This window comes from Sulfitobacter sp. OXR-159 (genome assembly GCF_034377145.1).
In the GTDB taxonomy this organism is placed as follows: domain Bacteria; phylum Pseudomonadota; class Alphaproteobacteria; order Rhodobacterales; family Rhodobacteraceae; genus Sulfitobacter.
In genome coordinates this window covers 207,057-226,748 of record NZ_CP139707.1, presented here as the reverse complement: position 1 = coordinate 226,748, position 19,692 = coordinate 207,057, and the positions used below count along the sequence as shown (strand labels likewise).

Genomic DNA, 19,692 nt, shown 5'->3' with positions numbered 1-19,692 from the left:
CGAAGCGGCGTTTCAATCGCCACCCCACGGACATGCGATGTCCGCCCCGCGCGACCGAAGCCGCGCGGGGGATAACTTACTCCGCTGGAACTGCCGTCTCTTCCACTGACAGCGGCGCGGGCAGATGCACCAGCATCTCCTTCGGGCAGACCTGCAGGAAGTTGTGCTTCTCAGTCTCCCAATGCTGAAGAATATCGGCGGCCTTGCGGCTGTTGGTCTCGGCGACATGACGCTCCAGCAGCCCGTGCAACTGGTCCAACCAATGCTCGACGCTGACCGGGCAGGTCACAATTGTTTCGGCATTCATCAGCTTCGGCGCCAGCCCGTCGGGATCATAGAGATAGGCCATCCCCCCGGTCATCCCGGCGGCAAAGTTCGCGCCGATCTCGCCCAAGATCACCGCCACACCGCCAGTCATATATTCACAACCGTTGCTGCCGCAGCCTTCGATCACCACATGCGCGCCCGAGTTGCGCACCGCGAAACGCTCGCCCGCCCGGCCCGCGGCAAAGAGGTAGCCCGCCGTCGCACCATAAAGCACCGTGTTGCCGATGATCGTATTCTCCGACGCCACCACTGGGCTCGCCATCGAAGGCCGCACCACAATCGTACCGCCCGACAGACCCTTGCCGACATAGTCGTTGGCATCGCCCGAGACTTCGAGCTTCAGCCCCGGTGCCGCGAAGGCGCCGAGCGATTGTCCGGCACTCCCGGTCAGCTTCACCGTCAAGTGGTCCGGCTGCAGGGAATTGCGCATACCGAAGCGTTTCACGATATGGCTCGAAACCCGCGTGCCGACCGTCCGGTGCGTGTTCTGCACGGCGTAGGACAGCTGCATCTTCTCACCATCCTCAAGGAAACGCGCGGCATCCCGGACGATCTGCGCATCAAGCGTATCAAGCACCACCTGACGCGGTTTGTCGCGGTCATAGACGTTCTCATGTGCGCCATCGACGGTGATCAACAGCGGGTTGAGGTCCAGATCATCCAAATGCGCCGAACCTCGGCTGACCTGCGTCAACAGGTCCGCGCGCCCGATCACTTCATCAAGACTGCGTGCCCCGATGCTGGCGAGAATTTCCCGCACCTCTGTGGCGTAGAAGGTGATGAGGTTCACCACTTTGTCCGCATTGCCGGTGAACTTGCCACGCAGAGCTTCGTCCTGTGTGCAAACACCCACGGGGCAAGTATTCGACTGGCACTGGCGGACCATGATGCAGCCCATAGCGATCAGCGCGGCGGTGCCGATGCCATATTCCTCGGCCCCCATCATCGCAGCCATGACGATGTCGCGTCCGGTGCGCAGGCCACCATCGGTGCGCAATGTCACCCGGTCGCGCAGGTTGTTCATCGACAGAACCTGATGCGCCTCGGTGAGGCCCATCTCCCACGGCAGACCCGCATATTTGATCGAGGTCGCAGGCGAGGCCCCGGTGCCACCGTTATGGCCCGAGATCAGGATGATGTCGGCCTTGGCCTTGGCCACCCCCGCAGCAATCGTGCCGACACCGCTCGACGCCACCAGCTTGACCGTCACCTTGCAGCGCGGGTTGATCTGCTTGAGGTCATAGATCAGCTGCGCAAGGTCTTCGATCGAGTAGATGTCGTGGTGCGGCGGGGGCGAGATCAGCGTCACGCCCTTGGTCGAATGCCGCAGCCGCGCGATCAGATCGGTGACCTTCATGCCGGGAAGCTGCCCACCCTCACCGGGCTTGGCACCCTGTGCGACCTTGATCTCCAACTCTTCGCATTGGTTCAGATACTCCGCCGTCACGCCAAAGCGGCCCGAGGCGACCTGTTTGATCTTGGCCGACGGATTGTCGCCGTTGCTTTCTGGCACGAAATGCGCCGGATCTTCGCCGCCCTCGCCGCTGTCAGATTTCGCGCCAATACGGTTCATCGCCACGTTCAGCGTCTTATGCGCCTCTGGGGAAAGCGCGCCCAGCGACATGCCCGGCGTTACGAAACGCTTGCGGATCGAGGTGATGCTCTCCACCTCCTCCAATGGCACCGGCGTGCCCTTGGGCTTGATGTCGAGCAGGTCACGCAGATGGATCGGCGGGTTGCTCTGCATCTTTTTCGAATACTGCTGCCACATCTGATAGGACGCCTTGTTGCAGGCCATTTGCAGCATATGCATGCTGCTCGCCTCCCAAGCGTGTTTTTCGCCCGTCTTGCGCTGCTTGTAGAAACCGCCAATCGGCATCACGACCCCGTCGCCCTGCCAGCCTTTGGCGTGGACCTCTTCGGCCTTGCGCTGAATGCCGACGACACCGATGCCGGAGATACGGCTGGTCATGCCGGGGAAGTACTCGGCACACATGGCGCGCGAAAGGCCCACAGCCTCAAAGTTCAGACCGCCGCGATAAGACGAGATCACGGAAATCCCCATCTTCGCCATGATCTTGAGCAGACCTTGGTCAATCGCCTCACGGTATTTCTGCACCGCCTGCGTCAAGGTCATGTCCAGAAGCCCGCGCTCAATCCGGTCGGCGAGGGAATCTTCGGCCAGATAGGCGTTCACCACGGTCGCGCCGCAGCCCACAAGCACCGCGAAGTAATGCGGGTCGACACATTCCGCCGCACGCACGTTGAGCGAGGTAAAGGTCCGCAGACCCTTGCGCACGAGGTGACTGTGCACCGCGCTGGTCGCAAGGATCATCGGCATCGCGACCCGGTCGGCCCCGCTGTGCTGATCGGTCAGCACCAGATGGCCCGCGCCAGAGCGCACGGCGTCTTCCGCCTCGGCCCGAATCCGCGCCAGACCGGCACTGAGATTGCCGTTGCCCGCCTCAAAGGTGCAGTCGATGGACACGGTATGCACCTTGAACTGCGCCATCAGTTCTTCGAACTGCGCATTGCCGACGAAGGGACTGTCGAGCACGAGGATCTCGGTCTGGGAGCTGTCTTCGTCGAGCACGTTCTTGAGGTTACCGAAGCGCGTCTTGAGGCTCATCACCCGGAATTCGCGCAAGGAATCGATCGGCGGGTTGGTGACTTGGCTAAAGTTTTGACGGAAGAAGTGGCTCAGCGGGCGGTACTGGCCGCTCAAGACCGCCGAGGGCGTGTCATCGCCCATTGAGGCCAGCGTCTCTTTCCCATCCTCGGCCATAGGCGCGAGGATCTGTTCCAACTCTTCGATGGTATAGCCCGCAGCCACCTGACGGCGGCGCAGTTCGGCCCCGTCAAACAGCGGCTTTTCGGTGACGCGGCCAAGGACATCATCCATCTCGGTGATCTTGCCGACCCATTCGCCGAAGGGCTGGTTCGACGCGAGCTTGTTCTTGATCTCGGTATCGTTGAAGAGTTTGCCCTCTTCCATATCGACCGCGATGATCTGCCCGGGGCCAAGCGCGCCTTTGCGCACGACCCGCGCCTCGTCCAGCGGCACCATCCCGGCCTCGGACCCGGCGATCAACATGCCGTCGGAGGTTTCCACATAGCGCATCGGGCGCAGGCCGTTCCGGTCAAGCCCGGCGCAAACCCAGCGGCCATCGGTCATCGCCAATGCGGCGGGGCCGTCCCACGGCTCCATCACGGAGTTGCAGTAGGAATACATGTCGCGCCATGCTTGAGGCAGTTCCACCGCCTGTTTCGACCACGATTCCGGCACCAGCATCGTCTTGGCCATCGGCGCGGAGCGGCCCGCGCGGACCAGCACCTCGAACACGGAATCCAGTGCGGCAGAGTCGCTGGACCCCGAGGCCACGATCGGTTTGATGTCCTCGGCCATGTCGCCAAAGGTAGCAGAGGCCATGCGGATCTCATGGCTCTTCATCCAGTTCATGTTGCCCTTGAGGGTGTTGATCTCACCGTTATGGGCCAACATGCGGAAGGGCTGTGCCAGCCACCACTGCGGGAAGGTGTTGGTGGAGTAACGCTGGTGATAGATCGCGAAGGCGCTGATGAACTTGTCGTCCTTCAGGTCGGGATAGAATTCGGCCACCTGTTCGGCCAGCATCATGCCCTTGTAGATGATGCTGCGGCAGGACATCGAGGCGATGTACATCTGCGGCACCTGCGCGGCGATGGCGGCTTTTTCGATGCGACGGCGGATGACATAAAGCTCACGCTCAAAGGTCTCTTCGTCGACACCTTTGGCGTTGGAAATGAGGATCTGCTCAATCTCGGGCCGGGTCGCGTTGGCCTTTTCGCCCAACACGGAGATGTCCACCGGCACATGCCGCCAGCCGTAGATGTAATAGCCCATGCGGAGCACTTCGGTCTCCACGATGGTCCGGCAGGTTTCTTGCGCGGCAAAGTTGGTGCGCGGCAGGAAGACTTGGCCCACGGCGATCAGCTCGTTCTCGCGCGGGGTGTGGCCGGTGCGGCGGACCTGCTCATAAAAGAAGGGCACAGGGATCTGCACGTGGATGCCCGCGCCATCGCCGGTCATCCCATCTGCGTCAACCGCGCCGCGGTGCCAGATCGCCTTGAGCGCGTTGATCCCGTTCAGCACGACCTCGCGGGTCTTCTCACCGTTGATGTTGACCACAAGGCCCACGCCGCAGGAAGAATGCTCTTCCTCGAAACTATACATGCCCTTATCGGCCATCATCGCGCGTTTGGCTTCTTCGCGGGCCACCCAGGCGTCATCATATTTGGTCATGGCTTGGTTCCTTCCACAAACGCCGCAAATCCTGCTTCGACTTCGGCCTTGGTTTTGATCTCGTGGTCCCCGGCAAAGGCATAGCCGTCGGGCTTCACATCTATGTAAATCTCGGTCTTGAGCGGCAGGCCGCCCGCATTCTCCACCAACCCGGCAGAGAGTGAGTAATAGTCATGCCCCGGCAGCGTGAGGTGATACCAAAGCGTGCTGCCGCAACTGTCGCACCATGCCCGCTCTGCCCAGTCCGAAGAGGCATAGGATTTCACCGGGCCGTCATAGGTCAGGCTGCCCGGTTTTGCGTCGATCTCAAGGAAAGCGCTGCCGGTCCAACGGCGGCACATCTCGCAGTGGCAGGCACCAAGCGCGTCTTTCAACGGCTCAAAGCTGACCGTGACCGCCCCGCAAAGGCAATGACCGCTCAAAAGGCTCATTGCTTGTCCTCCACATGCAGGGCGCGGGCCTCGTAATCGGCTTTGCTCACCCGCTCCAGTTCTCCGGCCAGGGCAAAGTTGCTTGGGGCGCGGTCGGCATAGACCACACGCGCCAGCTTTGCCCCGCCGAAGCCATCGAAGAGCCCCGGAGCCAGTTCCAGCAGCTCCGCGTTCTCTCCTTTGGTATCGGCAAACCAAACCGCCGTGCCGCAGGTCTCGCACCACGCCCGCTCGGCAAAGGAGGATGAGGCATAGGTCCGGATCGGTCCCTTGTGGGAAACCCGCGCGCGTGGCACTTCGATCCCCATCTGGACAGAGCCGCTCCACCGGGTGCAGAGGTCACAATGACAGGCCGAAATCGCAGCCAACGGCCCGGTCACATCCACCGTGACCGCGCCGCACAGACAGTGGCCGTGGTGAGCTTCCCCCCCCATGGCGTTGTCCGCTTTGATGGCTGCACCAGCACTCATTTCATTCCGCAGCGATGCGCTGCGCCCCGTTGAAATCATCAAGGATCGCCTGCGCGCAGTCGCGGCCATCCTTGATGGCCCAGACCACAAGGCTCGCCCCGCGCACGATGTCGCCCACGGCATAGACGCCATCAAGCGCCGTCGCCCCGGTGACGTAATCGGCTTTGATCGTGCCCCAGCGGTTCACCGGCAGGTCCGGCTCGTTCCAAAGGGTCGGCAGGTCTTCGGGTTCAAAGCCCAGAGCCATGATGACCAGATCGGCCTCTTCGACGTAATCCGCACCTTCGATGACCTCGGGCGCCTGACGGCCAGTGACATCCGGCGCGCCAAGGCGCATTTTCTGAACCATGACGCCGGTCACCGGATCGCCGACAAAGCCCTTGGGTGCGCTGAGCCATTCAAAGATCACGCCTTCTTCCTCGGCGTTTTGTACTTCGCGTTGGCTGCCCGGCATATTGGCCCGGTCCCGACGGTAGAGGCATTTCACGCTCTCCGCGCCTTGGCGGATCGAGGTGCGCACGCAGTCCATCGCGGTGTCGCCACCGCCGATCACGACGACTTTCTTACCCGCAGCATTCAGACGGCCATTTTCGAATTCATCGACCGAGTCGCCAAAGCTTTTGCGGTTGGAGGCGGTGAGGAAGTCAATCGCCCGCTCCACACCGAACCCGCCCACGCCGGGGGCTTCGATCTCGCGCGTTTTGTAAACGCCGGTGGCAATGATCACCGCGTCATGTTTGCCCCGGATCGCGCCAAAGCTAAGGTCGACGCCCACATCGCAGTTCAATTCAAAGGTCACGCCACCTTCGGCGAGCTGTGCATTGCGGCGCTCGACCACGTCTTTCTCCAGCTTGAAGCCGGGGATGCCATAGGTCAGCAACCCGCCCGCACGGTCGTAGCGGTCATAGATGGTGACCTGCACCCCCGCGCGGCGCAGCATGTCCGCCGCTGCCAGACCGCCGGGGCCGGCACCGATGATGCCAACGCTTTCAGCGCGCTCTTCGCGTGGGGCGGCGGGTTTGACCCAGCCCTGCTCCCATGCGGTGTCGGTTATGTATTTCTCGATCGAGCCGATGGTGACGGTGCCATGGCCCGACTGCTCGATCACGCAGTTGCCTTCGCACAGGCGGTCCTGCGGGCAGATGCGGCCACAGATCTCGGGGAAGGTATTGGTCGCCTGACTGATCTCATAGGCCTCTTGCAGACGCCCTTCCGCAGTCAGGCGAAGCCAGTCGGGGATGTTGTTGTGCAAAGGGCAATGGGTCTGGCAGTAGGGCACGCCGCATTGGCTGCACCGGCTGGACTGTTCAGCCGCTTTGGCATCTGCATATTCGGCATAAATCTCGTCGAAATCCGTCCGGCGCAAATCGGGCGGGCGCTTTTCGGGCATATCCCGCGCAACGTCTGTAAATTTCAGCATGACCTGCTTCGCCATATACCCGCTCCTTCGACAAATTCCGTCAGAAGGCTCGTATACGAGAGCGCCCAAGTAAATAAAAGACAGCAGTGCTGACCTATTTACCTCTTTCCGGGCAAATGGATCGCCCCCAGGTCATTTTTATGCATCATTTAAGGTCCGATACGGACCTAAGCGTCAAAACCCTGCCCAAAGCGCAATGATCACGACACCACCTACAAGGATTCGCCACCACCCAAAAAGCGCATAGCCATAGCGGCTGATGTAATCGAGCACCCAACGCACTACGAAGACGGCAGAGATAAAGGCCATGACAAAGCCCACAGCAATCTCGCCCATGGCAGAGGCATCCAGCACATCGCGGTTCTTGTAGATGTCATAGGCAAAGGCGCCCGCCATCGTCGGCATCGACAAAAAGAACGAGAATTCCGCCGCGGCGCGTTTGCTGGCCCCCAGCAACAGGGCGCCAACGATCGTCGCGCCCGACCGCGAGGTGCCCGGCACCATGGCAAGGCATTGGATGACGCCGATCTTGAACGCCATGGAAAGCGGGAATTTGGTCGCGTCGGAATGGGTCGGCGCAGGTGCGATGCGATCCACGATCAGCAGCACCACCCCGCCCAGCACCAACATGATGGCGATCAGCAGAGGTGTTTCGAACAGGACCGTCTTGATGAAATCATGGGCCAAGACGCCGATGAACACCGCAGGCAGAAAGGCCAGAAGCACCGACCAGATGAACCGCCGTGCCTGCGGATCATGCGGCGCGGCGGAGAATACCGCCCAAAGCCGTGCGGAATAAACTGTCAGGATCGCCAGCACCGCGCCCAATTGGATCACGACCTCAAAGGTCCGCCCGGCGCTCTCAAAGCCCAAGAAGTGACCGGCCAACAGAAGATGCCCGGTCGAAGATACGGGGATGAACTCTGTCAGCCCCTCCAGCAAACCCAGAAAGGCGGCGATCAGAGTGGTTGACTGTTCCATTATCCCTGCCGCAGGTTACGTGCCGATGCTTTGATGGCGTCATACTGCCCCGAGGGTCGGAACCGCCAGAGATAGTCGGGCAGCACCGCGTCCATCGCGGTGGGGGTGATGCCAAGCTCGGTAAAGCCGCGCGCCCCTTCTGCCACAACGTTGTCATTGCGCAGGTTTTTGACCTGATCGCGGGTCAGCATCTTGTTGGTGAAAAGACCAAAGGTCGCGGCCTGCACCATGTCGAACCCAAAGGCGACGATCTTGGCTAAGAACCACGGCATGTTGAGCACCAAACGCCGACGGTGAATCACCTCAAGCATACGCTGCATCAGGCCGCGGAAAGTATCCACATCAGGGCCACCAAGCTCATAGACACCCGCGGGGGCCTGCCCCTCCAGAGCCTTTTCGGCCGCTTTGGCAACGTCATCGACAAAGACCGGCTGGAACCGGGTAGAGGCACCGGCGACCGGTAGGATCGGGCCGGTGCGGGTCATGCCCGCAAAGCGGTTAAAGAACTCATCCTCGGGGCCAAACATGATCGAGGGGCGCAGAATCACGGCCTCAGGCATATGTTTGAGAATGGCGGCCTCGCCCTCGCCCTTGGTGCGGGCATAGTCGCTCTCGGCCTCCATGTCCGCGCCGATGGCAGAGACATGCACGAAACGACCAACTCCTTCGGTTGCGGCCATATGGGCGATACGCTCCGCCCCTTCGGACTGCACCGCGTCAAAGCTGTTCTTGCCGGTTTCGACCAGAATGCCCACGCAGTTCACGACCGCGTCCGCCCCACGCAGGGCGTCGCGCACGGAGCCATCGTTGCGAATGTTGCACAAAACAGGTTCGACTTGGCCAACCACACCATAGGTCCGCACAAAGAGCGCTTCGTTGGGGTGGCGCACCGCCACCCGTACCCGCCAACCAGCTCTGGCCATGCGATACGCGATATAGCGTCCGACAAACCCCGAACCGCCATAAATCGTGACCAGCTTAGACATTCTGCCGCTCCTGTAGATAAATTCTCTGACAGGATGTACCCGTGCGCCGCCGCTGTCACAAGGCCAAACCCCCGGTTGTAGCGATCCTCGCGCAGGATTTTCTAGATTTCGCTCAAATTGCGATTGACAGTCACCCGGCTGAGCCTTAGAGCACCCCACACGATACGTGCCCAGGTGGCGGAATGGTAGACGCGCTAGCTTCAGGTGCTAGTACTGGCAACGGTGTGGAGGTTCGAGTCCTCTCCTGGGCACCAATATTCCCCGACAGATGATTGACTGTAGATCAGGTCTTAACCGACCCCGACGCTACGCGCCCCGCAACGGGGCGTTATGCCGCCCAGTCTGCGTGCAGACGCACCCGCTATTGAACCGCAACGCCTGCGTTTTTCAGACATAACTGCAGCCGCCTTCCAAGCTCTGACAGGCTAAAAGGCTTTTTCAAACAGTCGCTTGCCCCTGCTGCCAAAGCGCGGCGCAGCAGATCCGCGTCTTTTCGGGTTGAGATCATGACGACCGGAACGCCGTGGTAGAATGGCAGACCTCTGACATGGCTACAAAACTCAAGCCCGTCCATCGCGGGCATCATGAAATCCGTGATGATCACATCTGTCGCGATCCGTTCCTTCGCGAGCGCGGCCAAGGCTTGGGCGGGGCATCCATAATCCGCCACGCATGAAAATCCGACTTCGGCGAGGGACGCCTGAATGAACTGCCGCGCAATCTCTGAATCGTCTATAACGATAGCATTCCAGTTCATTTCACCGCACCTTACCTTCTAAACAACGCCCCGGGGGCCACCGTAGCGGCGTGGCACTTAATATCGTGTGAATGCTTAAATGCGTTTGCCGACAAACAGCGCCGTGTCGGAGCGGATGCAGGCGATCTCACCCTTTTGCCAGACAAGCTCCCCCTGCGCGGTCGCGTATTTGCCCATGCTGACGCAGGCGGTGATCGGGGTGATCTCTGTGACGTTTTGGGCGGCATCGAAACTGTGGCTGAACTGAATGGACATGGCTTGTGCTCCTGAGTTGACGTTTATCAACCTTCACACATGTCGCCGCTCAATGCCTGCTGGCGTCAGGATAACGGCCCTATTCTTAGGTATATGCCACGTCACTTTCAGACTACGAAAAGCGCCCCGTCAGCGACGGTTCAGCAGCTTTTGGTACTTTGGCACGAACAGATCCGCGCCTTTCACCTTTTTCGTTATCCAATCGCCTGCTGTGAACAGCATCAAAAAGCTATTGCCGCGCTCCGGCCCCAAGGGCAGCACGATCGGCGCCTCCGTACCCCACGGGCGGTAGGTTTTCATATCCGCCAGTTTGCGGCCCGTGATCAGCCCGGTGAGGGTCTTTTTCAACCAAGGCAATTGCCGGCTGACCGCGACGATGGTCATGTTGTCACCGGGGTCCGCCACGTCCCCGGCGGCAAAGACGTTGGGCAGGGACGAGGGGCGCAGATGGCCATCGGTCTTGATCCGCTCTGCGGCGGTGACCTCTGCGCCGGGAAGGTTCTTCAGCAGGTCAGAACAGGCGCGCGCCCCCAACACGGGAAAGATCAGATCGAATGCGCGTTCAGGTCCTCCTTCGAGGGTCACACTGCCCGCATGCGGCTCTGTCATAGAGGTAAGCCCTTCGACCTTTTTGCCGAGGATAAGCTCCACCCCGCTGGCCTTTAACTTCTTGCTCAGCGAAGCCCCAAGGCTGTCCGGCTTGGCCGCAAAGAGCTTGTCGTCCATGGTGATCACGGTGATCTTTTTGTCGGGCATGGCCTCGGCAATCTCGCCCGCAAGCTCAACCCCCACAGCCCCGGCGCCGATGATGCCGACGGTCTTGGCCGCCTGTAGCTTTTCATGCGCGGCTCGGCTCGCGGCCCGCAACCCGTCGATGTCTGCGCCTTTGGGCTTGAAGGGCGCGGCATAGTTTGAGCCGGTCGCGACAACGATGTAATCTGCGTCGACCCGCGCGCCGCTATCAAGGGTCACACCCTCCCCGTCCACACCCGTCGCCCGCGCCGCAACGACACGGCCGCGTTTCAGCAAGCGGTCATAGGGGATCAGCGAGTCTTCGACCAAACTGGGCTGCACCACGGCGCGGATCATCGCAGAGGCATGCACAAAATGGCTGCGCGGTTCGATCAATGTGACATCGGCAATGTCGTCCATCGCCTTGGCCAGATCTGCCCCCAGATACCCGCCCCCTACGATTGCGATACGTTTGCCCATCGGTGCTGTCTCCATGTGGTCATCCCAGTCTGCCGGACAATCTTGCCCATGCGGTTGGCTATCCACATAGGCGCGGGGTCATAAATTTCCCGCCCGGGATGCCAAAACCTGCCGACTGTGCCGCCAAAGTGGTCACATGCTCACCCGATAAGCGCCTTAAGGGGGGCCGATTCTCTTAAACGATACAACATATTGTTTAGAATCATCGCACCTGTTTAACTCCCCCCAGCGACAGGGAGAGCCGCGGCACAATGAAAGACACCAAAGCAGAGACTTTTCTGCGTTTTGACAACGTCAAGAAGAGCTACGATCAGGAAAACCTCGTCGTCAAAGGCTTCGACATGGATGTGCAGGAGGGGGAGTTCATCACCCTTCTTGGCCCCTCCGGGTCGGGCAAAACCACCGTTCTGATGATGTTGGCGGGGTTTGAAAGCGTCACCTCGGGCGATATCGCGATCAATGGCCGGTCGATCAACAAGACCGCGCCGAACAAGCGCAATATCGGCATGGTGTTCCAAAACTACGCGCTGTTCCCGCATATGACGGTGGCCGAAAACCTCGCCTATCCGCTCAGCGTTCGCAAAATGTCCAAGGCGGATATCAAAGAGCGCGTGGCCGAGTATCTCGCATTGGTCGAACTTTCGGCCTTTGGCGACCGCCGCCCCGGTCAGCTTTCCGGCGGCCAACGGCAGCGTGTGGCGCTGGCCCGCGCGATGATCTTTCAGCCGACGCTGATCCTGATGGACGAACCCTTGGGTGCGCTCGACAAGAACCTCCGCGAACAGATGCAGTTCGAGATCACCCGCCTGCACAAGCAGATCGGCTTTACCGTGATCTACGTGACCCACGACCAGACCGAGGCACTTTCGATGTCGGACCGGATCGCGGTCTTCAACGATGGCGTCGTGCAGCAATGCGCCCCACCGGCGGAACTGTATGAGCGCCCGGTCAATGCCTTCGTGGCCGAGTTCATTGGTGAGAATAACTTTGTGCAGGGCAAGGTCAGCAAGATCGATGGCGACCTTGCCAAGGTCGAGACAGACACCGGCACCATCACCACGCAAACTTCCGAAGGGCTGACCGAAGGCGCGCAATGCCGCGTCTCCATCCGGCCCGAGAAACTGTTCATTCACCCCACGACCCACGCCCATGACAACGCGCTGACGGCGACCTTTGTCACGCGCATCTATGTGGGCGATTTCATCCGCTATTATTTCCGCCTACCCGACGGCACCGACATTATCGTCAAAGTGCTCAACGACCTGTCCGCGCCAGAATTCGAAGACGGCGCGACGGCGCAGCTGTTGTCCCTGACGAAAGATTGCATCGCCTTTGCCAATTAAGGGCGACCGGGGGCAAACCGGGGCCCCGCAAAAGACCTGGACACAACAAGGAGAGACCCGATGAAGAAACATCTGACGTATCTGGCCACGACGGCGCTGCTTGCCAGCCCTGCTCTGGCCCAGGATCTGACAGTGACATCTTTTGGCGGCGCCTATGGCGCGGCACAGATGGAGCACATGATTGAACCCTACATGAAGGAATCCGGCACCAACGTCCTGTTCGAGGACTACGGCGGCGGCGTTGCTGAGATGAAGGCGCAGGTCGAAGCGGGCAACATCCTGTGGGATGTCGTCGACATCGAAGTGATCGACCTCGAACGCGCTTGCGCCGAAGGTTATCTGGAAGTGATCGACCAATCGGTTCTGCCCGATGGCGATGATGGCACCCCGGCGGCGGATGACTTCATCGAAGACGCGCTAGCCAATGAGTGTGGCGTCGGCAATATCGTTTGGTCCGTCGTCTTTGCGGTGAACACCGAAAACGGCGAAGGCCCGAAAACCATCGAAGACTTCTTTGACACCGAGAAGTTCCCCGGCAAACGTGGTCTGCGCAAGCGCCCCCAAGTGAACATGGAATGGGCGCTGCTGGCCGATGGCGTTGCCCCCGAAGAAGTCTATGAAGTGCTCGCCACCGAAGAGGGCCAAGCCCAAGCCTTCGCCAAGCTCGACACCATCAAGGACGAGATCACTTGGTATGACAGCTGGTCTCAGGCCCCCGTCCTGCTGAACGACGGCGGTGCCACCATGGTGCAATCCGCCAACGGTCGTATCTTTGCCGCAATCAAGGACGATGGCGCCCCCTTCGAGATCGTCTGGGACAGCCACATCTATGACCTCGACGTTTGGGCGATCATGAAAGGCACCGAGAAGAAAGAAGAGGCGATGGAGTTCATCAAGTTCGCCACAGGCACCGTGCCGCTCTCGGGGATGCAGGACGTGGCCTACGGCCCGACCCGCGCCTCTGCTCAGGCGCTGCTGCCCGAAGAGGTCAAGAAAGACCTGCCCACCGCGCACCTTGATGAGGGCGTGAAGGCCGATGGTATCTTCTGGGCCGACTATGGTGAGACGTTGGGCGAGAAGTTCAACGAATGGCTGCTGCAATAAGCACCCTGCCCCGCGCCTGACCGGGCGCGGGGCAACCAACCCCTATAGAAGAGTAAACGCGTGTCCAGCCTCAGTTCCCAAGACGCCGCCAACGCCCGTCGCCAAATGCGCAGACGCCGCCTGCAGGCGTTTTTGTTCGTGGTGCCGCTGCTGGTCTTTATCCTTTTTGCCTTTGTGGCCCCGATCACCACGATGCTGTTTCGCAGTGTCTATAACCCGACGGTCGCCGAACTGGTGCCTGAGACGCTGACCATGCTGGAAGACTGGGAGGGTGAGACCCTGCCCGATCCGGCTGTGGTGACGCAAATGGCCATCGACATGAAGCGCATGGCGGGCAACCGCACCTCCGGCAAATTCGCCGATGAGATCAACCGCGCCCTGCCGGGCATGTCGAGCGTGATCAAATCCACCGCCCGCGGTCTGCGCCGTGCCGATGATGCGGAACTCGCCGCCAACGGGGCCGAGATGCTGCTGGCCGAGAATGACCGCTGGGCCAAACCCGCCACATGGCGCGCGATCCGCAGTGCCGGGCAGGCCTACACCTCAAGCTATTACCTTACCGCCGTCGATCTGGAGTACGACGCCGAGGGCGAAATCGTCATGCGCGACACGCAGATCTACAAACAGCTCTATACCAAGACGCTGAAGATGGCGCTGATCATCACCGGGCTGACCATGTTGCTCGGCTATCCGCTGGCCTTCTACATGTCCCAAGCCTCTCCGGCGATGGCGAATTTTCTGATGGTCTTTGTGCTGCTGCCCTTCTGGACCTCGCTTCTGGTGCGCACGACCGCTTGGATCGCGCTGCTGCAAGCGGGCGGCGTGGTGAACTCTACGCTGATTTGGGCGGGGCTGATCAATGAGCCGATTGAACTGCTCTACAATGAGTTCTCCACCATCCTTGCCATGACCCATATCCTGCTGCCCTTCATGGTGCTGCCGCTCTACGCGGTGATGCGCGGGATCGACGCGAGCTTCATGCGCGCCGCGATTTCGATGGGCTCGAACCCCATCGGCGCGTGGTACAAAATCTACCTGCCGATGAGCCTGCCGGGCTTGTCTGCCGGGGCGCTCTTGGTCTTCATCATCTCGGTTGGCTACTACATCACGCCTGCGCTGGTGGGAGGCACCGATGGTCAGATGATCTCCAACATCATCGCCTTCCACATGCAGGTCTCGAACAACTGGGAACTGGCGGCGGCGCTTGGCTCGCTCCTCTTGATCCTGATCCTCGTTCTCTACTGGCTGTTCGACCGTTTCGTCGGCACCGACAACCTCAAGCTGGGATGACGTCATGAGCCAACTGCCCGACTATTACACGATCTGGCACAAGGCGGGGCACTATGGCCTGCGCATCATGGCGGGGCTTGTGCTGGTCTTCCTGATGCTGCCGATCCTCGTGATCATGCCGCTGTCGTTCAATGCCGAGCCCTTCTTTACCTTTACCCAAGGCATGCTGTCGCTCGACCCCGACGCCTATTCAACGCGCTGGTATCAGGAGATCGTCGATGACCAGAAATGGCGCATCGCGATCCGCAACTCCTTCCTCGTCGGCATCGCTGCGGCAAGCATCGCTACGGTGCTGGGGACACTGGCCGCCGTCGGCCTCGCCTCGCCTTGGATGCCGTTCAAACGGATCATTACCGCACTGTTGCTGTCGCCGATGATCGTGCCGTTGATCATCATCGCGGCGGGCATGTTCTTTTTCTACACGCAGTTCAATCTGGTCGGCACCTTCACCGGGCTGATCATCGCCCATGCGGCGCTTGGCGTGCCCTTTGTCATCATCACCGTCACCGCCACGCTCAGCGGTTTTGACCGCTCGCTCTTCGTGGCGGGGCTGAGCCTTGGGGCCTCTCCGATCAAGGTGTTCTGGGACGTGGTGATACCGCTCATTCGCCCCGGCGTGATCTCGGGCGGGCTCTTCGCCTTTGTCACATCCTTTGACGAGGTGGTGCTGGTGCTCTTCCTCGCAGGCCCCGAACAGCGCACGATTCCGCGGCAGATGTTCTCGGGTCTGCGCGAGCAGATCAACCCGACGATTCTGGCGGTGGCAACGCTGCTGGTGGTGCTCTCGGCGACGATGCTTTTCGTGCTGGAAGCCCTGCGCCGACGCTCGGCGCGGCTGCGCGGGCAGGAATAGGCGAACCGCTTTCACGGCACCAAACACCTGATCCACAACCATATTCGGGGAGGGTGAGTGGTGAGCCGTGATGGGTTCGAACCATCGACCTACTGATTAAAAGTCAGTTGCTCTACCAACTGAGCTAACGGCCCACTAGGCGGGTAACTAGAAATTACGGGCGGCAGGGTCAAGCCCTTAATTACGAAAATAATGCGAGATGCTGGATTAGTTTTCATGCCGGGGTTATATGCCCCGAATGTACAGCGATCAGACCCCCGGATTGCCCTTCATGAAAATGCATGGGCTAGGCAATGACTTCGTCGTGTTTGACGCACGCGCGGAGGCAATCGACGTGACCCCGGCGATGGCGCAGGCCATCGGGCACCGGCAATTTGGCGTAGGATTCGATCAGCTTGCGGTGATTACACAAGGCGCGGGCGACGCGCATCTGACGTTTTACAACAGTGACGGCTCCCTCTCCGCCGCCTGCGGCAACGCCACCCGCTGCATCGCGCGCTATCTGATGGACGAGTCGGGCCGCGATTCGCTGCATTTGACCACCGCGCGGGGCGACTTGGTGGCGAAGGACGCCGGGGGCGGCTTGACCTCCGTCAACATGGGCCACCCGCAGTTGAGTTGGGACGAGGTGCCGCTGGCGCGCGAAATGGACACGCTGCACCTGCCGATTGACGGCGACCCCGTCGCCACCGGCATGGGCAACCCGCATTGCACCTTTTTCGTCGATGATGCCGAGGCGGTGGACCTATCCGATCTCGGCCCCCGCGCCGAGCATGACCCGCTTTATCCTGAGCGGACCAATGTGCAAGTCGCGCAGATCGTCGGGCCGGATCACATCCGCATGCGCGTTTGGGAGCGGGGCGTGGGCGTGACGCTGGCCTCGGGCTCGTCCTCCTGCGCCACCGCCGTGGCCGCCGCGCGCCGGGGCCTCACGGGCCGTGCCGTGCGTATCGACCTCGACGGCGGCACGCTGCACATCGATTGGCGCGAGGATGGCGTCTGGATGACGGGGCCGACCGCCCATGTCTTTTCCGGCACCTTCACCCCCGACTTTCTGGAGAGCCTGACATGAGCGCCCCGATCTTCAGCACCATGGGCTGTCGTCTCAACGCCTATGAGACCGAGGCGATGAAGGAACTGGCCGAACAGGCCGGGTTGCAAGACGCCGTGGTGGTCAACACCTGCGCCGTCACCGCCGAGGCTGTGCGCAAAGCCCGCCAAGATATCCGCAAGCTGCGCAAGGCGCACCCCGATGCGCGGCTGATCGTCACCGGCTGCGCCGCACAGACCGAGCCCGAGACCTTTAACGCCATGCCCGAGGTCGACGCCGTGATCGGCAACACCGAAAAGATGCAGGGTGCGACATGGCAGGGCATGGCCGCCGATTTCATCGGCGAGACCGAGACCGTGCAGGTCGACGACATCATGTCTGTCACTGAAACAGCAGGCCATTTGATCGACGGGTTCGGCACCCGGAGCCGCGCCTATGTGCAGGTGCAAAACGGCTGCGACCATCGCTGCACCTTCTGCATCATTCCTTACGGTCGCGGCAATTCCCGCTCGGTCCCCGCAGGGGTCGTGGTGGATCAGATCAAGCGGTTGGTCGACAAGGGCTTTAACGAGGTGGTGCTGACCGGGGTCGATCTGACATCATGGGGGGCCGATCTGCCTGCCACGCCAAAGCTCGGCGATCTGGTGATGCGAATCTTGCGTCTGGTGCCCGATCTGCCGCGATTGCGGATTTCCTCGATCGATTCGATTGAGGTGGATGAAAGCCTGATGCAGGCCATCGCGACGGAGCCACGCCTGATGCCGCATCTGCACCTGTCGTTGCAGCATGGCGACGACATGATCCTCAAGCGCATGAAACGCCGCCACCTGCGCGACGACGCGATCCGTTTCGCCCAAGAGGCCCGCGCCTTGCGGCCCGACATGACCTTTGGTGCCGACATCATCGCCGGTTTCCCGACCGAGACCGAAGCGATGTTCGAAAACTCGATGAAACTGGTCGAGGAATGTGACCTGACATGGCTGCATGTCTTCCCCTATTCCGCCCGCCCCGGCACCCCCGCGGCGCGGATGCCCGCGGTGAACGGTGCTGCGATTAAAACCCGCGCGGCGCGGCTGCGCGCGGCGGGAGAGCGGCAAGTGCAGCGGCATCTGGAGGCGCAGGTGGGGCAAACGCATGATGTGCTGATGGAGAACCCTCACATGGGGCGCACGGCGCAGTTCACCGAGGTGAGTTTTGCCGCGCCACAGGTCGAGGGCGACATCGTGCGGGCCGAGATCACCGGAATTTCAGGCGCGCAGCTGACCGCCTAGCGCGAAGGGCATCGCCCTCCCTGGGGGGCGATGGAACGAGGCTGTGGTCGGAACGGCTACCGTACTCGAAACGACTCCGCATCATGAAACCTCGCCAAATCGCCCTCCGGGGGGAGGGAGGGCGATGCCCGGTGTGCCACCGGGCGGACCCTGTTGAGAGGTTTTAGGCCAAATGGCCGCCACCATTACGCATGGCCAAAAAAAAGGGCGCCGGTTTCCCGACGCCCTTCTCATTTCCAAAAGCCGTGGCCCGATCAGTCGTCCTTGCGACGGTTCTTGACCGGCGCCCAGAGCTTTTTGTTGGTCAGGTACAGCAGCACCGACAACAGACCCAACAGCACGACCCCAGCAAAGCCAGCCTGCTTGCGTGCGCCCAGCTTCGGCTCGGCGGTCCACATCAGGAAGGCAGAGACATCTTCGGCCATGTGCTGCACGTCGTTGGCATGGTCATCCGCGAACTCGACCAGCTCATCCGACAACGGGGGCGCCATGGCGATCCAGCCGCCCGGGAAGACAGTGTTCTCATAAAGAACCGTGCCCGCTTGCTCTTTCTCTTCGCCGGTGTAGCCGGCCAGAAGTGCGGTGATATACTCCGGCCCGCCGATCCCTTTGAGGAACTGGTTGATGCCCAAACCGTAGGGGCCGTGGAACGCGGCGCGTTTCTTGGCCATCAGCGAGAGGTCAGGTGCGTTCGGCAGGTTGGACCCGGGGAAGTGGTCAACCGGGGTGCCGGGGCGGGTGTCGTCCAGCTCGGCGTCATAGACGTCATAGCCTTTTGCGTATTCGATCACCTGCTCTTCGGGCATGTTCGGACCGGTTTCGTCCGACAATGTCCGCATCGCGACATACTCCAGACCGTGGCAGGCCGCGCAAACCTCGGTGTAGATCTGCAGACCGCGCTGGAGCTGGTTTACGTCGTAACCGCCGAACGGACCATCGAAAGAGAAATCGATGTTGTCGATATGCGGTGTGGCGTGGGAATCGTCACCCTGATCGTCGTCACCGGCGTGATCTTCAGCGGCAGTTTCCTCGCCGTGGTCTTCCGCTTCCATGACACCCACGTTGGGGTCATCACTATGCGCCTGACCGGCAACATCGTCTTCGGCGATCACTTCGTTTTCAGCGTTTTCCTCGGCTGTCGATTGCGCTTCGTCCGTGGCTCCGACTTCCTCGGCAGGCGCTTCTTCGGCGTCTTCGGCAGAAACCTCTTCGGGCGCTTCCTCGGTGGCAGCATCCTCAGTGGCGGTTTCTTCGGCCGGGGCCTCTTCCGCTACTGGTGCTTCCTCGGCAGGCGCCGTTTCAGCCGGAGCTTCTTCGGTTGTCGCCTCTTCAGCTGGTGCGTCTTCAACCGGAGCCTCGGCAGCAGGTGCCTCTTCGGTTGCGGTGTCCTCAGCAGGGGCTGCCTCAACCGCGGGTTCCTCTGCCGGGGCCGCGTCGACCTCGGGTTCGGCTGCGGTGGTGTCAGCTTCGGCAGGTGCCTCTTCCGCCGCTGGCGCTTCAGCAGGCGCGGTTTCGGCTTCGGCCTCCGGCGTTTCCGCCGGAGTTGTTAGCAGTTCTTCTTCTGTCGCTGTGTCCTGCGCCAGCACCGCCGTCCCCGGCAGGGCAAGGCCCAGAGTTACCACGGCAGAAAGGAGGTTGGTCTTCATCATGGTCATGATC

Annotated in this window: 16 protein-coding genes and 2 tRNA genes; 7 read left to right on the top strand and 11 right to left on the bottom strand. The window is 61.1% G+C overall.

Annotated features, from left to right (window positions below; genetic code table 11):
• Nucleotides 1-76: 76 nt before the first annotated feature.
• The 6 genes from gltB to T8A63_RS01045 all read right to left on the bottom strand — a co-directional run bounded on the left by gltB (nt 77) and on the right by T8A63_RS01045 (nt 8,897).
• Complete coding sequence (gltB, locus tag T8A63_RS01070) at nt 77-4,609, bottom strand: glutamate synthase large subunit (RefSeq protein WP_132444038.1); 4,533 nt, start codon at nt 4,607-4,609, stop codon at nt 77-79.
• Nucleotides 4,606-5,040 (bottom strand): GFA family protein, encoded by a 435-nt coding sequence (locus T8A63_RS01065; protein ID WP_067942620.1) that lies wholly within the window; start codon nt 5,038-5,040, stop codon nt 4,606-4,608. The genes gltB and T8A63_RS01065 overlap by 4 nt, the downstream gene beginning before the upstream one ends.
• Nucleotides 5,037-5,510 carry a GFA family protein gene (locus tag T8A63_RS01060; RefSeq protein ID WP_322344747.1) on the bottom strand — a complete coding sequence of 158 codons (474 nt, stop codon included), beginning with the start codon at nt 5,508-5,510 and terminating at the stop codon, nt 5,037-5,039. Before T8A63_RS01060 ends, T8A63_RS01065 begins: the two co-directional genes overlap by 4 nt.
• 1 nt (nt 5,511) lies before the next feature.
• Complete coding sequence (locus T8A63_RS01055) at nt 5,512-6,945, bottom strand: NAD(P)-dependent oxidoreductase (RefSeq protein WP_322344746.1); 1,434 nt, start codon at nt 6,943-6,945, stop codon at nt 5,512-5,514.
• Nucleotides 6,946-7,104: 159 nt separating this feature from the next.
• Nucleotides 7,105-7,911 (bottom strand): undecaprenyl-diphosphate phosphatase, encoded by an 807-nt coding sequence (locus T8A63_RS01050; protein WP_300051084.1) that lies wholly within the window; start codon nt 7,909-7,911, stop codon nt 7,105-7,107.
• Nucleotides 7,911-8,897, bottom strand: coding sequence for a complex I NDUFA9 subunit family protein (locus T8A63_RS01045; RefSeq protein WP_300051081.1), 987 nt, complete (start codon nt 8,895-8,897; stop codon nt 7,911-7,913). Before T8A63_RS01045 ends, T8A63_RS01050 begins: the two co-directional genes overlap by 1 nt.
• A gap of 168 nt (nt 8,898-9,065) precedes the next feature.
• Here T8A63_RS01045 and T8A63_RS01040 point away from each other — a divergent pair.
• Nucleotides 9,066-9,151 (top strand) — tRNA-Leu (locus T8A63_RS01040).
• Between the two features lie 107 nt (nt 9,152-9,258).
• Here the strand turns inward: T8A63_RS01040 and T8A63_RS01035 are convergent.
• The 3 genes from T8A63_RS01035 to T8A63_RS01025 all read right to left on the bottom strand — a co-directional run bounded on the left by T8A63_RS01035 (nt 9,259) and on the right by T8A63_RS01025 (nt 11,136).
• Complete coding sequence (locus T8A63_RS01035; RefSeq protein WP_300051021.1) at nt 9,259-9,654, bottom strand: response regulator; 396 nt, start codon at nt 9,652-9,654, stop codon at nt 9,259-9,261.
• Nucleotides 9,655-9,729: 75 nt separating this feature from the next.
• Nucleotides 9,730-9,909, bottom strand: coding sequence for a hypothetical protein (locus T8A63_RS01030; RefSeq protein ID WP_269341980.1), 180 nt, complete (start codon nt 9,907-9,909; stop codon nt 9,730-9,732).
• A 129-nt stretch (nt 9,910-10,038) separates the two neighbouring features.
• Complete coding sequence (locus tag T8A63_RS01025; protein WP_322344745.1) at nt 10,039-11,136, bottom strand: NAD(P)/FAD-dependent oxidoreductase; 1,098 nt, start codon at nt 11,134-11,136, stop codon at nt 10,039-10,041.
• A 236-nt stretch (nt 11,137-11,372) separates the two neighbouring features.
• Here T8A63_RS01025 and T8A63_RS01020 point away from each other — a divergent pair, with 236 nt between their 5' ends.
• Genes T8A63_RS01020 through T8A63_RS01005 form a run of 4 tightly spaced genes read left to right on the top strand, consistent with a single transcriptional unit; the run spans nt 11,373 to nt 15,711 of the window.
• A complete protein-coding gene (locus T8A63_RS01020) occupies nt 11,373-12,464 on the top strand; it encodes an ABC transporter ATP-binding protein (protein WP_322344744.1) in 1,092 nt (363 codons plus the stop codon).
• A 60-nt stretch (nt 12,465-12,524) separates the two neighbouring features.
• Nucleotides 12,525-13,568 (top strand): ABC transporter substrate-binding protein, encoded by a 1,044-nt coding sequence (locus T8A63_RS01015; RefSeq protein WP_322344743.1) that lies wholly within the window; start codon nt 12,525-12,527, stop codon nt 13,566-13,568.
• Between the two features lie 60 nt (nt 13,569-13,628).
• The gene (locus T8A63_RS01010) at nt 13,629-14,858 is read left to right on the top strand and encodes an ABC transporter permease (RefSeq protein ID WP_322344742.1); all 1,230 of its coding nucleotides are present in this window, start codon (nt 13,629-13,631) and stop codon (nt 14,856-14,858) included.
• A 4-nt stretch (nt 14,859-14,862) separates the two neighbouring features.
• Complete coding sequence (locus T8A63_RS01005; protein WP_322344741.1) at nt 14,863-15,711, top strand: ABC transporter permease; 849 nt, start codon at nt 14,863-14,865, stop codon at nt 15,709-15,711.
• Between the two features lie 58 nt (nt 15,712-15,769).
• On the opposite strand, the gene T8A63_RS01000 is transcribed toward T8A63_RS01005, so the two are convergent.
• Nucleotides 15,770-15,845 (bottom strand) — tRNA-Lys (locus tag T8A63_RS01000).
• 104 nt (nt 15,846-15,949) lie between these two features.
• On the opposite strand from T8A63_RS01000, the gene dapF reads away from it, so the two are divergent.
• Together dapF and mtaB are read left to right on the top strand one after the other, a co-directional pair.
• Nucleotides 15,950-16,783 (top strand): diaminopimelate epimerase, encoded by an 834-nt coding sequence (dapF, locus tag T8A63_RS00995; protein WP_322345638.1) that lies wholly within the window; start codon nt 15,950-15,952, stop codon nt 16,781-16,783.
• Nucleotides 16,780-18,033: a tRNA (N(6)-L-threonylcarbamoyladenosine(37)-C(2))-methylthiotransferase MtaB gene (mtaB, locus tag T8A63_RS00990; RefSeq protein ID WP_322344740.1), complete on the top strand. Its 1,254-nt coding sequence runs from the start codon at nt 16,780-16,782 to the stop codon at nt 18,031-18,033. The genes dapF and mtaB overlap by 4 nt, the downstream gene beginning before the upstream one ends.
• Before the next feature lie 254 nt (nt 18,034-18,287).
• Here the strand turns inward: mtaB and T8A63_RS00985 are convergent, their stop codons facing one another.
• Complete coding sequence (locus T8A63_RS00985) at nt 18,288-19,682, bottom strand: cytochrome c1 (protein WP_322344739.1); 1,395 nt, start codon at nt 19,680-19,682, stop codon at nt 18,288-18,290.
• Between the last annotated feature and the right edge of the window lie 10 nt (nt 19,683-19,692).

Coding starts and splice junctions, on each gene's coding strand:
- gltB (WP_132444038.1), bottom strand. CDS start 4,609: ATGACCAAATATGATGACGCCTGGGTGGCCCGCGAAGAAGCCAAACGC.
- T8A63_RS01065 (WP_067942620.1), bottom strand. CDS start 5,040: ATGAGCCTTTTGAGCGGTCATTGCCTTTGCGGGGCGGTCACGGTCAGC.
- T8A63_RS01060 (WP_322344747.1), bottom strand. CDS start 5,510: ATGAGTGCTGGTGCAGCCATCAAAGCGGACAACGCCATGGGGGGGGAA.
- T8A63_RS01055 (WP_322344746.1), bottom strand. CDS start 6,945: ATGGCGAAGCAGGTCATGCTGAAATTTACAGACGTTGCGCGGGATATG.
- T8A63_RS01050 (WP_300051084.1), bottom strand. CDS start 7,911: ATGGAACAGTCAACCACTCTGATCGCCGCCTTTCTGGGTTTGCTGGAG.
- T8A63_RS01045 (WP_300051081.1), bottom strand. CDS start 8,897: ATGTCTAAGCTGGTCACGATTTATGGCGGTTCGGGGTTTGTCGGACGC.
- T8A63_RS01035 (WP_300051021.1), bottom strand. CDS start 9,654: ATGAACTGGAATGCTATCGTTATAGACGATTCAGAGATTGCGCGGCAG.
- T8A63_RS01030 (WP_269341980.1), bottom strand. CDS start 9,909: ATGTCCATTCAGTTCAGCCACAGTTTCGATGCCGCCCAAAACGTCACA.
- T8A63_RS01025 (WP_322344745.1), bottom strand. CDS start 11,136: ATGGAGACAGCACCGATGGGCAAACGTATCGCAATCGTAGGGGGCGGG.
- T8A63_RS01020 (WP_322344744.1), top strand. CDS start 11,373: ATGAAAGACACCAAAGCAGAGACTTTTCTGCGTTTTGACAACGTCAAG.
- T8A63_RS01015 (WP_322344743.1), top strand. CDS start 12,525: ATGAAGAAACATCTGACGTATCTGGCCACGACGGCGCTGCTTGCCAGC.
- T8A63_RS01005 (WP_322344741.1), top strand. CDS start 14,863: ATGAGCCAACTGCCCGACTATTACACGATCTGGCACAAGGCGGGGCAC.
- dapF (WP_322345638.1), top strand. CDS start 15,950: ATGTACAGCGATCAGACCCCCGGATTGCCCTTCATGAAAATGCATGGG.
- mtaB (WP_322344740.1), top strand. CDS start 16,780: ATGAGCGCCCCGATCTTCAGCACCATGGGCTGTCGTCTCAACGCCTAT.
- T8A63_RS00985 (WP_322344739.1), bottom strand. CDS start 19,682: ATGATGAAGACCAACCTCCTTTCTGCCGTGGTAACTCTGGGCCTTGCC.